This window comes from Cobetia sp. MMG027 (genome assembly GCF_027947415.1).
Lineage (GTDB): Bacteria > Pseudomonadota > Gammaproteobacteria > Pseudomonadales > Halomonadaceae > Cobetia > Cobetia marina.
Map to the genome: position 1 here is coordinate 291,310 of NZ_JAQJIO010000002.1, position 13,478 is coordinate 304,787.

Genomic DNA, 13,478 nt, shown 5'->3' on the forward strand with positions numbered 1-13,478 from the left:
AGCGGGCGCCAGACAGGCAAGTGACGCGCTCAGCTGCAGGTCTTGCCGTAGCCGTACATGTTCTCGAAGCCCGGAATGCGCTGCTCCCACACCGGCGGAGTCCCGACGACTTCCTGCAGGCAATCACTGAAGCGACGCGTCTTCTGGGGAAGATACTGGCGATGCGGGTAGACCAGATGGATGGATGGCAGCGGCTTCATCGGCACGTCGGTAAGCAGCGGGACCAGCTCGCCATTCAGTACCTCATCCTTGATGTTGATGGCGGAGATCATGCCATAGCAGGCACCGGACTTGATGGCTCCGATCAGCACGTCGGCATCATTGACCTTGAGGCGAGAATCCAGCGCCACCTTTTCCTCGACGCCACTTTCACTGCACACCCGCAGGCGGTCGAGAATGAAGCCATCCCGTGAATAGACGGCCGCCGGCAGCCCCGAGAGGTCCGCGGGGGTCTTCGGCATGCCGTGGCGTTCGATGAAGGCAGGCGATGCGCAGATCAGATGGCGATGCGCGGCCAGGGGGCGCGCGATCAAGTTGGAGTCTTCCAGTTCCGACATGCGGATGGCGAGATCATAGCCGCCACCGATCAGGTCGGTCAGGTGGTCTTCCAGACGGACTTCCACCTGGGTATCCGGATAGCGCTCCATGTAGAGGCGCACCGCCTGAGCCACGTAGGTGCGACCGAAGTGGCTGGGGCTGGTGATCTTGAGCACCCCTCGTGGCCCATCCTGGTAGGCGCCCGCGACATCATCGGTGTCTTCCAGCACTTCGCGCAGCCGCAAGGCATGCTGATGGATCTCGCGGCCGGCATCGGTCAGGGCCAGCGAGCGGGTCGAGCGGTTGAAGAGACGAATCTGCAACTCTTCTTCCAGACGACTGATCTGCTTGGAAACCACCGAGCGGTTGACCTGACGATGATCGGCTGCCTTGGAGAAGCTCTGTGCTTCCACGACATCCAGAAACAGCAACAAGCGGGATGCTTTATCCACGGTATGACCTCTCGTGATGCAACAGGAAAAGGCTCACGCAGCCGTCCTGCTCTTCAGGGTTGCGGCGCGCTTCAGCAGACAGGGACGCCGCCCGCAGATGGCAGGACAATCGGTAGGGACAGACCGGTCGCCCAGCGGGTCAGCATCGTCAACAGGCGAAGCTTAGCACGGCCAATGTTTCCGCTAATACTACGCATCAACGGATTTTCTCGCCTTCGTGTTGCCGTTACTGCATCAAAGACATGTCTGGCTGGCGGTATCTGCCTGACGGAGGAATCCCTAGAATCAACGTTCAAGCGCTGTCGTCGCGTAGCTCAAGCGCCCTCGTTCTCTTCTTCAGACCAGCGATGCCTGGCATCCTGGGAGTGATTGCATGTCTTCAACTCGTACTTCTTCGACATCCTCGCCTTCATCCTGTCCGAGTACCGGCGAGCTGATGTCCCGTCTCTGGCGTTCCACACTGCCGATGACCATCGGCATCATGGGATTGCTGGGCTTCAATCTGGTGGATGCCGCCTTCGTGTCGCGCCTGGGAACGGCGCCACTGGCGGCTCAGTCCTTCACCTTCCCGCTGACCTTCCTGATCATCGGGGTCCAGGTCGGCATGGGCATCGCCATTGCCGCCATCGTGTCACGCACGCTGGGGGCAGGGGAGGATGCTCGTGCCCGGCGGCTCGGCAGTGTGGTGGTGCTGGTCTCCGGCGGATTGCTGGCACTGTTGATGGTAGGACTATGGCTGATACGTGCGCCGGCCTTCCATCTGCTGGGCGCCAATGACCAGGAGCTCTCGCTGATCGAGCCGTACTGGGGCCCCTGGCTGGTGGCCAGCTGGGTGGGCGCCATGGCCTATGTGCTCTACAGCCTGTTTCGTGCCCACGGCAACACGCGGCTGCCCGGCGTGATGATGCTGGTGACCAGTCTGCTCAATCTGGGGCTGGACCCTCTGCTGATCTTCGGTCTCGGCCCCGTGCCGGGGTTCGGGTTGGCGGGGGCTGCCTGGGCGACGCTGATCGCCTTCGTGATCGGCCTGATGGTGACGACCTTCAAGCTGTTGCAGGAAGAGTGGATCGCGGTGCAGGGGTTGGTTCAGGAATGGCGGGACTCCTGGCGTCAGCTGACGGGGATCGCGGCACCGGCCATCCTTTCGCAGATGATGCCGGCCGTGTCCGCCATGCTGGTCACGGCCATCGTGGCGACGCTGGGACAGACCCAGGTGGCCGCCTGGGGGATCGCCTGCCGGCTCGAGACCTTTTCCTTGATCGTGGTGCTGGCGCTCACCATGTCATTGCCCCCCTGGTTGGGGCGGTGCTACGGCGCAGGTCGCTGGCAGGAAGTGCGCCGACTGATGAATCTGGTCGCCAGGATCGTGATCATCTGGCAGTTGGTGCTGGGCGTGGTGGTAGCGCTCCTCGCCGTCCCCTTGTCCCGGTTGCTGGTCGGCAATGAGGAGGTCGGCGCGGCGCTGGTCCTGCTGATCCCCTGGATGCTGCCAAGCTATGCCTTCCTGGGAATCTGCATGCTGGTGGTCTCGGCCGCCAATGCGCTGGGTTGGCCGCTACGGGCCACGCTGCTGTCCTTCCTGCGTCTCTTCGTGTGCTTCCTGCCAGCCGTGTGGCTGGGCGCTGAGCTCGATGGTCTGCGCGGCGTCGCGATCGGGGCGGCCATCGGCAATCTGCTGGCCGGTATCGTGGCCTGGCGTCTCTATCGTCAGGCGATCGGCGGGCTGGGCAAGCCCTCCCGAGGGCCTGTCGAGAGCGCCACCGCGTGATGCCGATGAGGGTGTGTTCGAGAGGGTGAGACTGCCAGGACGAGTCCTTGACGTAGTGCAAAAGCGGCCATTCTAAAAATGGCCGCTTTTTTGTGCGTAATTGCTGGCAGGTTGGCAAAATTAGCTATCAATCATCTGTATTGGAGGCCAATAACAGAATATTCGTGACGGATTTCGCTCTTATACTGGGGTAATTGAGGTCAAGCCACTGAAGGCGGCGCTGCTGCTCGGGGCTGGATCAAGCGATACGTTTCGTGCGCGGCGCACGGAACCCCCTTTCTTCCACCGCCGAGCGCGGTTGCAGTCACGGAGTAGAACAACATGAAGATTCTTGTGCTCGGAAGCGGTGTCGTCGGCGTGACCAGTGCCTACTATCTGGCGCGTCAGGGCCATGAGGTCACGGTCGTGGATCGTCAGGCCAGCCCGGCGATGGAAACCAGCTACGGCAATGCCGGCCAGGTGTCCTTCGGTTTTTCCTCTCCCTGGGCGGCTCCGGGCATTCCGCAGAAAGCCGTCAAGTGGATGTTCCAGGAGCACGCGCCTCTCAAGATCCAGCCGCGCATGGACCCCCAGATGGCCAAGTTCATGGTCAAGATGTTCGCCAACTGCAATGCGGACCGTTATGCCGTGAACAAGGAGCGCATGGTTCGCGTCGCGGAATACAGTCGTCTGTGCATCAATTCGCTGCGTGAAGAGACAGGGCTGCGCTACGAGGACCGTCAGAAGGGCCTGCTGCAGCTGTTCCGCAACGAGGCCCAGGTCGAGGCCGTGCAGAAGGACATGAAGGTACTGGCCGGATGTGGCGTGCGTCACCAGCTGCTGGATGCCGAGGCCTGCGCCGCCGTCGAGCCGGCCCTGGCGCGCGTGCCGGGCAAGTTCATCGCCGGGTTGCACCTGCCGGACGATCAGACCGGTGATTGCCATCTGTTCACCAACCGGCTGGCGGATTACTGCCGTGACACCCTGGGCGTCACGTTCGTCTTCAATACCACGATCCAGCGCATCCAGCGTACTGGTAGCCGGATCGAGAAGGTGATCACCGACCGCGGCGAGATGAGCGCCGACAGCTATGTGATGTGCCTGGGCAGCTACTCGCCCTTCCTGGCACGTGATCTGGATCTGGATCTGCCGATCTACCCGGTCAAGGGCTACAGCCTGACCGTGCCGATCATCAATGCCGATGCCGCGCCGCAGTCCACGGTGATGGACGAGACCTTCAAGGTCGCGCTGACGCGCTTCGATGATCGCATCCGCGTGGGCGGTACGGCGGAGCTTGCGTCCTTCGACCTGTCCCTGCTCGAGAAGCGCCGTGCGACCATCAACATGGTGGTGCGTGATGTCTTCCCGGAAGCGGGCGACTATGCCAAGGCGGAATTCTGGGCCGGCCTGCGTCCGATGACCCCGGATTCCACGCCGATCATCGGTGGCACCAAGTATGACAACCTGTGGCTGAACACCGGACACGGCACGCTCGGCTGGACCATGAGCTGTGGCAGCGCCAGCCTGCTGGCGGACCTGGTCGGCGGGCGTACGCCCGGCATCGACCCGAACGGGCTGAACCTCGGTCGTTACGCTGCCTGAATGTCATGTGCCGTCGTCAGGGCCTGCCGGTGTCGGCGGGCCCGGATCGCCCCCGTTTCTCGTCTCGTGTCATCAGGGAGTCGCTGAGCACGCTGTCAGGTGACGCGTCTCCCATACGCTTCAAGACCTCTCTTTCAGCACTCGATACAAGGAAGCCCGCATGACCAAGCAGATCATCTCCACTGACGCCGCACCTGCCGCCATCGGTCCCTATTCCCAGGCGGTGCGTACCGGCAACCTGGTGTTCCTGTCCGGCCAGATCCCGCTGGACCCGGCCACCATGGACGTGGTGGAGGGCGGATTCGAGGCTCAGGCCGATCAGGTGTTCCGCAATCTCAAGGCGGTGTGTGAAGCGGCTGGCGGTAGCCTGGATCAGCTGGTCAAGGTCAACCTGTTCCTGACCGATCTCAGCAATTTCGGCGTGGTCAACACCTTGATGGAGCAGTACTTCAGCCAGCCGTATCCGGCGCGTGCTGCCGTCGGCGTCAAGGAGCTGCCCAAGGGCGTGCTGTTTGAAGCAGAAGGCGTACTGGCACTCTCGTGACGGCTCGTCCATTGCCGGTCTGAAGGAATGACCGGCCTGAACGAGTGGCCGGTCTGAACGAATGACTGGCGCATCGATGCCTTGTCCCTCACTCCCCTCGCTGACTCATCAGCGGGGGGAGTGTCGTTTCAGGGGCATGACGTCTTGAAGGCAGGTGAAGCGTGACATTTGGCGTCAGCATGATTAGCGTAAGGCTAAATGAGCCGGCGCCCACTGCTGACTCTCGGAGCATCGCGGACGAACCCCTTCAAGGAGCAACATCATGGCGCAGTCAGACACAGGCACACGTGAACCCGGCATACGGCTGCGTCAGCTGGAAATGCTGTGGGCGGTGATCGAGTGCGGATCGATGAAGGGTGGCGCGGCGCAGCTTGGCATCAGCGTGCCGGTGGTCTCGCGGGGCTTGGCGCAGCTTGAGCAGACGCTGGGCTATTCGTTGTTCCTGCGTGAAGGAGGCCGCCTGGTGCCCACGCCGGAAGCCGAACGCCTGACCCCGTCACTGGCCCGGATGTTCACCGCGCAGTCCGAGCTCAGGCGACTGGCCTTCGGGCCGGGCAGTGGCAAGCGCCCGCGCCTGGTACTGGCAGTGACGCCGTCTCTGGAAGCCTTCAGCACCGGATGGCTTGAGCGCATCGCGGCCAGCGAGTCGTTGAGTGATTGGCTGCCGAGCCTTGAGGTGATGGAAGCCTCGTCACATGCCGCGGCGCTGGCCGAGGGGCGGATACACATGGCCGTCACGCTGGAAGCCCCGGAGGAGCCTCAGGGCGGCAAGCGTGCCAGGACAGCGGCCGCACGCGCGCGCGAACTCAAGCAGAGTCTGCGCGCCCGGGCCCGTGAGGAGACCGTGCTGGTGGAGGGCGCCGAGGAGGGCGCCGGCATCCCTGCGGCGCAGGGCATCTCCTCAGGCATGCCGGAGCTGGGAGACGATGCCGCATTGTCGGAGGTCGGTATCACTCGCCAGGATGATCTGCTGTCCTCTCTGGACGACACGACAACGGCGGCACAGCCTCCCGTCGAGGCTGCCGACGAGCAGCGCGACGCTGCAGGCCAGACTACTGCGCTCAAGCTGCCACTGATATTGCTGTGGCCTTCGCGCTGGCCACTGCTCGACAAGCCGCTGACGGTGGAACGCCTCAATGAGCGGCCGTTCGTGGAGCTGCCGGAAACCAGCAGTCAGGGGCGGCTGGTCCGTGGACTTCTCAAGCGAGAGCGCGTGACGCCGGCGAGTCTGGTGGAGGTGGCCACGCCTGCCAGCGCTGGGCGTCTGGCGCGCTCAGGCAGTGCTGCCACCATCATCGATGCCCTGTCGGCGCATCAGGTACTCGAGGACGCCGGAGGCGACCTGATCGGCATGCCGCTCTCGATGCGCAGCGAGCGCTATCAGGCGCTCAAGTGGCAGTGGCAGGCAACGCAGGACGATGAATCGCTGCATGAGGTGCAGGCCTTGCTGGTCAGCCTGCTGGAAGAGGCGGTGGCAGCGAGTCTTGCGACGCTGCCTGTCGAGCGCGAGGAATGACGTTCGCGGTGACAGCGAAGGCTGCCGACTGAGGGCGCCTGACAATGTCTCGCCCCAGCAATGAAAAACCCGCCAATCGGCGGGTTTTTCATCTTGCACGAAGCGTTCGGTCAGGCTCAGCCCTTGACGACGGTCGCGATGGCTTTGGCGACGTAAGGCAGATTCTCGCTGGAGAAGCCGGCCACGTTGGCGCGTCCAGAGCGCACCATGTAGATGCCGAACTCGTCACGCAGGCGATCGACCTGCTCCGGTGTCAGGCCGGTGTAGGAGAACATGCCGCGCTGCTCGGCGATGAAGGCGAACTGCTCATCCAGGCCATACGGCTTGAGCGCTTCGACGAACTCACGACGCAGGCCATTGATGCGCTCGCGCATCTCGGTCAGCTCGCTCTTCCACTCCGCGCGCAGCGTCTCGTCCTCGAGAATGTCGATGACTACCGCACCGCCATGTGCCGGCGGATTGGAGTAGTTCTCACGCGCGGTGATCGCGGCCTGGGAGCGCACGTCCAGCATGCTGTCCTCGTCCTTGGCGATCAGGATCAGGCAGCCGGTACGTTCGCAGTAGATGCCGAAGTTCTTGGAGCAGGAGCTGGTGATGATGGCCTCATCGACATTCTCGGCCAGCAGGCGCACGCCGTAGGCATCTTCTTCCAGGCCATCACCGAAGCCCTGATAGGCGAAGTCGATCAGCGGCAGCAGCTTGCGTGACTGGACGACTTCCAGCACCTGGTCCCACTGCTCGCGGCTCAGGTCGAACCCGGTCGGGTTGTGGCAGCAGGCGTGCAGCACCACCACATCGCCTTCCGGAATCGTCTTGAGGGTCGCCAGCATGCCGTCGAAGTCGAGGCGATTGTTCTCGTCGACATACGGGTAGCTGTGACGCGTCACGCCTGCGGCATCGAAGATGCCCAGGTGATTCGGCCAGGTCGGAGTGGACAGCCAGATATCACGGCCCTTGAGGTTGCTGGCGATGAAGTCTGCCGCCAGACGCAGGGCACCGGTACCGCCGGGCGCCTGAGTGGCGCTGGCACGGTTGGCAGCCAGCACCGGCGACTCGGCGCCCAGCACCATCGGCAGCACGACCTTGCCGAAGCGCGGGTCACCGTGGGAGCCGATGTAGGTCTTGGTGACTTCGCTCTCGACCAGGCGGTCCTCGGCCTGCTTGACCGCACGCATGACCGGCGTATTGCCGTTGGCATCGCGATAGACGCCCACGCCGAGGTCGACCTTCTGCGGGTTGGTGTCCTTGTTGAAGGCTTCGATCAGGCCGAGGATGGCATCCCCGGGTACACGCGCAATCTGCTCGAACATCTTATTTCGCTACCTCGTCGGTTCTGGCGGCCATGATGAAATCGTTCTTGTGCAGACCCTTCATCTCGTGGGACCACCAGGTCACGGTGACCTTGCCCCACTCGGTGAGAAGTGCCGGGTGATGCCCGACGTCCTCGGCAATCTCGCCTACGCGATTGGTGAATGCCAGTGCCTGCTTGAAGTTGCGGAACGTGAAGCATCGCTCCAATTGCATGATGCCATCGCGATTGAGCAACTGCCACTCGGGAATGGCGGTCTTGAGCGTCTCGATGTCGCTGTCGCTGACCTTGGGGGCATCGAAACTGCAGGCTTCACAGGACTGTCTGGCGAGTTCGGTCATGTCACTATCTCCGGCTTGGGGAACGAGGGTGGGGCGGGTGAAAAGAAGCGCAAGGCGCCGGTGCGATCAGCGTGGTGCGAAGCGCGGCGTCTTGAGACCGAGCGCCATGGCCTCGTGCACCAGCGCCATGATGTCGCGACTGGCGAGTTCATGCAGATCGTCCAGCGATTCCAGGACATAGTAGAGCGGCTGCAGGATGTCGATGCGATACGGGGTGCGCAGTGCCTCGACGGCATCGAAGGGCAGGTGCTCGGGGCGCTCGAGACTGTCTTCGAGCTCGCCCAGTGCATAGCAGGTCTCGCGTGGCGAGGAAATGATGCCGCCGCCGTAGAGGCGCAGCGCACTACTGCCATCGGGTTGAACCTCGCGCAGCATGCCGAATTCCACCGTCATCCAGTAGAGGCGGGCCAGGTAGACGCGCTCTTCCTTGCTGGCAGCGAGACCGAGTCGACCGTAGGTGGCGGTGAATTCCGCGAAGGCGGGGTGGGTAAGCATCGGGCAGTGACCGAAGATCTCGTGGAAGATGTCCGGTTCCTGCAGGTAATCGAGTTCTTCGGGACGGCGAATGAAGGTGGCAACCGGGAAGCGCCGCTCGGCGAGCAGTTCGAAGAAGCGGGTGAAGGGGATCAAGGCTGGTACTCGTGCGGTTCGCCAGCCGGTGGCCGCCTCGAGCACCCGGTCGATCTCGTCCAGCTGGGGGATGCGATCCCTGGGCAGGTCAAGATGTTCAAGCCCTTGCAGGTACTCGCGGCAGACACGTCCCTCGACCAGCGCCAGCTGGCGCGTCATCAGCGTCTGCCAGGTGGCGTGCTCCTGATCGCTGTAACGGATCCTGCCCCGGCTATCCGGTTCATGCGCCACGTAGCGGGTGCCCTTGGCCTGAGCCTGCGAGCCGGGCGCAGATACCTGGGATGCCTGTGGCCAGTCACGACCCTGCGGTGCGTTCATGCAACCTCCCGAACGGTATGGCGGCGCTGCGTGGGCAGGCTGCCGTATTGTCATCATGGCGGACATGTCAGTCCCTGCATGTCGATGACTACGCTAGGCCTTGTCGGACAGCCTTGACCAGTGCCACGGCCTGCTTTTGCGCGGCAGATAGCGGTGCGATGTCCCGTCTCTTGTCACATAATCCTGACACCTGTGCGGCTGATGGCCTCGATCAGTGCCATTCGGGCAGTTTTGCGTGCCGGCAATACCGTCTATTGTAAGGAATGCTTTACGAGGTTTTTGATAACGCTTACGTTAACGTCATCGATGTGCCGCATTGCCCTGCGGTAGCTCGAATGATGTCCTCGGGTCATCAGCGTTTCCCCTCCACGCTTGTGATCCTCAAGCGCCTGACCCTCAGAGCCGTGCCGTCAGAGCCACCCTGACAGCGACGATATGCCAACGACAATGCCGAGAACGCCATGCGCCTCAAACTGACCTGTCAGAACCGGATCGGGATTCTGCGCGACATCCTGGCCCCCTTTGCCGATTACGGCCTCAACGTGTTGCGTGGTGAGGTCGGTGGGGAGGCCAACAATTCCATCTATCTGCATGTTCCCAACATGCTGCGCATGCAGCTCTCCACCCTGAAGCCAGCACTGGAGGAAATTCCCGGGGTCTTCAAGGTCACCCGGGTCAGCCTGATGCCCACCGAACGGCGTCATCTGGAGCTCAATGCACTGCTGTCATCGCTGTCTGATCCGGTGATGTCCATCGACATGGAGGGACGCGTGGTGGCGGCCAATCGTGCGGCCGGCAAGCTCTTGGGCGTCCGCATCGATGAGGTGCCGGGGCTGGCACTGACGCGTCACATCCAGGATGTCGACCTGCCGGAGCTGATCCGGCGCAACAATGCCCGCGTCAACGGCCTGCGCCTGCGTGTCGGAGAGGAAACCTTCCTGGCCGACATCGCGCCGCTGCATACCGAGAACGAGGACGTGGCCTCGCTGGCGGGGGCCGTGGTCACCCTGCATCGTGCGGACCGTCTGGGCTCGCGTATCTATCAGATCCAGCGTACCGAGGTGCGGGGGTTCGAGGCCATCTTCCAGGCAAGCCGCCAGCTGTCCGCCGTGGTCAAGGAGGCCAGGCGCATGGCGCCGCTGGATGCCCCGCTGTTGATCGAGGGCGAGACCGGCACCGGCAAGGAATTGCTGGCGCGCGCCTGCCATCTGGCCAGTCCACGCGGGCAGGCACCGTTCATGGCGCTCAACTGTGCGGGCCTGCCGGAGTCAATGGCCGAGACGGAGCTGTTCGGTTATGCCCCGGGCGCCTTCGAGGGAGCACGGCCGGAAGGCAAGCTGGGTCTGCTGGAGCTGACCAGTGGTGGCACCATCTTCCTCGATGAGGTCGGCGAGATGAGCCCGCGCATGCAGGTCAAGCTGCTGCGCTTTCTGCAGGATGGTGGCTTCAGGCGTGTCGGCAGCGATGAAGAGACCTTTCTGGATGTGCGCGTCATCTGCGCGACCCAGCAGGACCTGCCGGCGCTGAGCAGCGAAGGGCGCTTCCGCCACGACCTCTTCCATCGTCTCAATGTGCTGTGCGTGCAGATTCCGCCACTCAGGGAATGCCTGGATGGACTGGAGGAGCTGGCACATCACTTTCTCGAACGTGCCGTGCGCCAGATCGGAGCGCGTGTTCGCACTCTCTCACCGGAGGCGATGGCACGCCTGCGCGGCTATCACTGGCCCGGCAACGTGCGCCAGCTGGAAAACGTGCTGTTCCAGGCGGTCTCGCTGTGCGAGGGCGAGGTGATCGAGGCGCAGCATCTGCGCCTGATTGGCGAGGTGCGCGATGAAGGTCTGGACAGCATCGATCTGGCAGGCAGCCTCGGCGATATCCACGACGAGGTGGAGCGGCGCGTGCTGGCGCGTCTTTATCCGGAGTTCCCCTCCAGCCGACTGCTGGCCAAGCGTCTTGGTGTCTCGCACACCACCATTGCCAACAAGCTCAAGCGCCATGGGATCGGCTCGGAGGCGGACTAGCCGCGCGAGGATCACGCGAACGCTCACGCACGCGCTCAGGCACGCAAACAGGCCAGCGCGCCATCGGAAAGGGGAGTGGCAGGATGCTGCCGAGCGCGTCCCGTCACGCGTGTTTTGATTTGCCCGCTAATAAAGCGTATGATTCCGCCATTCATTAGCAAGCTAAATTGACGTTGGCATCGCGGGGCTCATCCAGGGGGTGAGCCCCGTGGCGTGGAGACGGAGAATCATCATGCAACAAGGCACTGACGACGAAGTGGCGCTACAGGCGATGAAAGCCTGTGATGATGCTCAACCCCTTCACGAGACCATCAAGCCCTCCCTGGGAGGCCTGCTCGGGCGTGTCCACCGCCTGTGGCGTACCTCGATCACGACCGCGGTCGAGCCATTGGGGATGACGGAAGCCCGCTGGACGGTGATGGTGCATCTGGAGAAGCTTGGCGAGGGCTGTACCCAGCAGATGCTGGCCAGCGAGCTGGGAATCGAGATGCCGTCGTTGACGCGCACGCTCAATCAGCTCGAGTGTCAGCAGTTGATTCGTCGCGAACCCCACGCCACGGATCGTCGTGCTCGCTGCCTGTGGTTCACCGAGGCGGGGCATGAATGCCTTGTGCAATTGGGTGAGCGCATCGCGCGAGTTCGCGAGGAGCTATATGTCGGCTTCGAGGATGAATCGCTGGATCAGCTGGCCGGCATGCTTCAGGCGCTGGAGCGCAATGCCAGGCACAGCATCTCCCGCTCGCAGGCCGAGTCGGCAGGCAATGCCCCGGCATCACGGACAGGTGCCAGAGGGACGCGCTCCCGGTCACCGGCGACGCATCGTGAGTCATGAGTCATGGGTCACCAAGGGGCAAGTCGTCCCCTGGTGAGTCGCCTTGCCGGACGCCTGGCACGGCTGGAGAGTGCCAGGCGCACGGAGGGCGCAAGCGGATCAGCGTGGTGCGTCGTAACGCCCCGGATTGCCGTGGGTGAAGACCACCTGCCAGAGCTGAAGCTGGCGGGCGCGGAAGGCCCCGGCACAGGCACCCAGATAATACTCGAACATGCGCTTGTCCCGCGTCGTGTAGGTGTCGGCCAGTTCATGCCATCTGGCATCGAGGTTGGCACGCCATGCCATCAGCGTCGGGTCGTAGTCGGCACCGAAATTCTGCCAGTCCTCCATAATCAGGTGATGCTCGCTGGCCTGGATCAGTTGACTGGCACTGGGCAGCACGCCGTTGGGGAAGATGTAGCGATTGACCCAGGGGTCCGCGGAGATGTCGCTCAGGTTGGAGCCGATGGTGTGCAGCACGAAGCGACCGCCGGGGCGCAGCAGCTGCGCGACACGGGTGAAGTAGGTCGCGTAGTTCTTGTGGCCGACGTGCTCGAACATGCCGATGGACACGATGGCATCGAAGGTGCCGACCTCGTGACGGAATTGCTCGTCACGGTAATCCTTGAGCAGGATCTCCACTGGCAGGCCATGGCAATGTTCCCGCGCCAGCGCCGCCTGCTCGGCGGAAATGGTGATGCCGACGACTTCCACGCCATAGTGGCGCGCGGCGTAGGCGGCGAAGCTTCCCCAGCCACAGCCGATGTCCAGCACGCGCATGCCGGGTGTCAGCCCGAGCTTGCGACAGGCGAGATCCAGCTTGGCCTGCTGGGCCTGCTCCAGGTTCTCCGGCGCGATCGGCAATCCCTTCCAGTATCCGCAGCTGTAGCACAGGGTCGGGTCCAGCATGCGGGTGAAGAGGTCATTGCCGAAGTCGTAATGCACCTTGCCCACCACCTCGGCACGACGACGGCTCTGCAGATTGATGACTCCTGCCTGGAGGCGGTAGGCGATGCGCTCACCAAAGGTGTGGGCTCGCTCCCCCAGCCCATGCTTGAGCAGGCGATGGATCATCTCGTCGATCCGTTCGCAATCCCACCAGCCTTCCATGTAAGCCTCACCCAGCCCCAGACTGCCCTGATTCAGCACCCGCCGGAACAGATCCGGATGGCGGACGCAGATATCCCAGGGGTCAGGGCCATTCAGACTGACCCCGGAGCCAGAGAGCAGGCGCTCGACGATCTGTCGTTGACGGTTTTCGGGTAGTGCAACGGGGGCCAGGCGTTGTTCGATACTCATGGAAAAGCCTCCTTGACGGCGCTGGGCGCGTAGAGTCCTGATGGATTCGTCATGGCAAATGGCAGTGATCGACCGCCCCGGGCGTTGGGTAGTCGAGCGTCTCGCATGGCAATGCTCGGGTGTCACGGCTGTCTGGTACGCAAAAGCTTCGCCTCCGCTCCCGCGTGCTGCGCTGTCCTGGGGGGATGGCAGGCGCCGAACTGGCGAGCGCTTTCGTCTCAGCATAGTCAAGAGTCGTCTAATGCGGCGCTGCAATATCCCGTCGTGGGCGGCAACCCGAGGTTGCGCGTTCCGAACGGCCGTCCGTCTCCGGGGGTTCGTGATGCATGAACGCAAGAAAGCCGCCCTCAG

The 13,478-nt window shown here is 63.2% G+C and carries 11 protein-coding genes; 6 read left to right on the forward strand and 5 right to left on the reverse strand.

The window, feature by feature from the left end; all coding sequences use genetic code 11:
• Positions 1-29 precede the first annotated feature (29 nt).
• Positions 30-989, reverse strand: coding sequence for a LysR family transcriptional regulator (locus tag PJK54_RS03295; RefSeq protein WP_077374722.1), 960 nt, complete (start codon positions 987-989; stop codon positions 30-32).
• A gap of 436 nt (positions 990-1,425) precedes the next feature.
• Here PJK54_RS03295 and PJK54_RS03300 point away from each other — a divergent pair, with 436 nt between their 5' ends.
• The 4 genes from PJK54_RS03300 to PJK54_RS03315 all read left to right on the forward strand — a co-directional run bounded on the left by PJK54_RS03300 (position 1,426) and on the right by PJK54_RS03315 (position 6,398).
• Positions 1,426-2,757 (forward strand): MATE family efflux transporter, encoded by a 1,332-nt coding sequence (locus PJK54_RS03300; protein ID WP_271302235.1) that lies wholly within the window; start codon positions 1,426-1,428, stop codon positions 2,755-2,757.
• A gap of 321 nt (positions 2,758-3,078) precedes the next feature.
• On the forward strand, positions 3,079-4,338 hold the full coding sequence (locus PJK54_RS03305) for a D-amino acid dehydrogenase (protein ID WP_141392336.1): 1,260 nt from the start codon (positions 3,079-3,081) through the stop codon (positions 4,336-4,338).
• Between the two features lie 160 nt (positions 4,339-4,498).
• Positions 4,499-4,882, forward strand: a complete 384-nt coding sequence (locus PJK54_RS03310) for a RidA family protein (protein ID WP_077374712.1) — start codon at positions 4,499-4,501, stop codon at positions 4,880-4,882.
• 262 nt (positions 4,883-5,144) lie between these two features.
• Positions 5,145-6,398, forward strand: a complete 1,254-nt coding sequence (locus tag PJK54_RS03315) for a LysR family transcriptional regulator (protein WP_271302236.1) — start codon at positions 5,145-5,147, stop codon at positions 6,396-6,398.
• Positions 6,399-6,514: 116 nt separating this feature from the next.
• Here PJK54_RS03315 and PJK54_RS03320 read toward each other — a convergent pair whose 3' ends face one another.
• The 3 genes from PJK54_RS03320 to phhA form a co-directional block, all read right to left on the reverse strand.
• Entirely contained in the window at positions 6,515-7,708 is a 1,194-nt protein-coding gene (locus tag PJK54_RS03320; protein ID WP_136938698.1) for an amino acid aminotransferase, read from the reverse strand.
• A gap of 1 nt (position 7,709) precedes the next feature.
• On the reverse strand, positions 7,710-8,048 hold the full coding sequence (locus tag PJK54_RS03325; RefSeq protein ID WP_191237496.1) for a 4a-hydroxytetrahydrobiopterin dehydratase: 339 nt from the start codon (positions 8,046-8,048) through the stop codon (positions 7,710-7,712).
• A gap of 66 nt (positions 8,049-8,114) precedes the next feature.
• On the reverse strand, positions 8,115-8,996 hold the full coding sequence (phhA, locus tag PJK54_RS03330; RefSeq protein ID WP_271302237.1) for a phenylalanine 4-monooxygenase: 882 nt from the start codon (positions 8,994-8,996) through the stop codon (positions 8,115-8,117).
• A gap of 461 nt (positions 8,997-9,457) precedes the next feature.
• On the opposite strand from phhA, the gene PJK54_RS03335 reads away from it, so the two are divergent.
• Entirely contained in the window at positions 9,458-11,017 is a 1,560-nt protein-coding gene (locus tag PJK54_RS03335; protein ID WP_084208116.1) for a sigma-54-dependent transcriptional regulator, read from the forward strand.
• Positions 11,018-11,249: 232 nt separating this feature from the next.
• Positions 11,250-11,849 carry a MarR family transcriptional regulator gene (locus tag PJK54_RS03340; RefSeq protein ID WP_240499676.1) on the forward strand — a complete coding sequence of 200 codons (600 nt, stop codon included), beginning with the start codon at positions 11,250-11,252 and terminating at the stop codon, positions 11,847-11,849.
• 99 nt (positions 11,850-11,948) lie between these two features.
• Here the strand turns inward: PJK54_RS03340 and cfa are convergent, their stop codons facing one another.
• Positions 11,949-13,127 carry a cyclopropane fatty acyl phospholipid synthase gene (gene cfa / locus PJK54_RS03345; RefSeq protein WP_077374696.1) on the reverse strand — a complete coding sequence of 393 codons (1,179 nt, stop codon included), beginning with the start codon at positions 13,125-13,127 and terminating at the stop codon, positions 11,949-11,951.
• Positions 13,128-13,478: the final 351 nt, after the last annotated feature.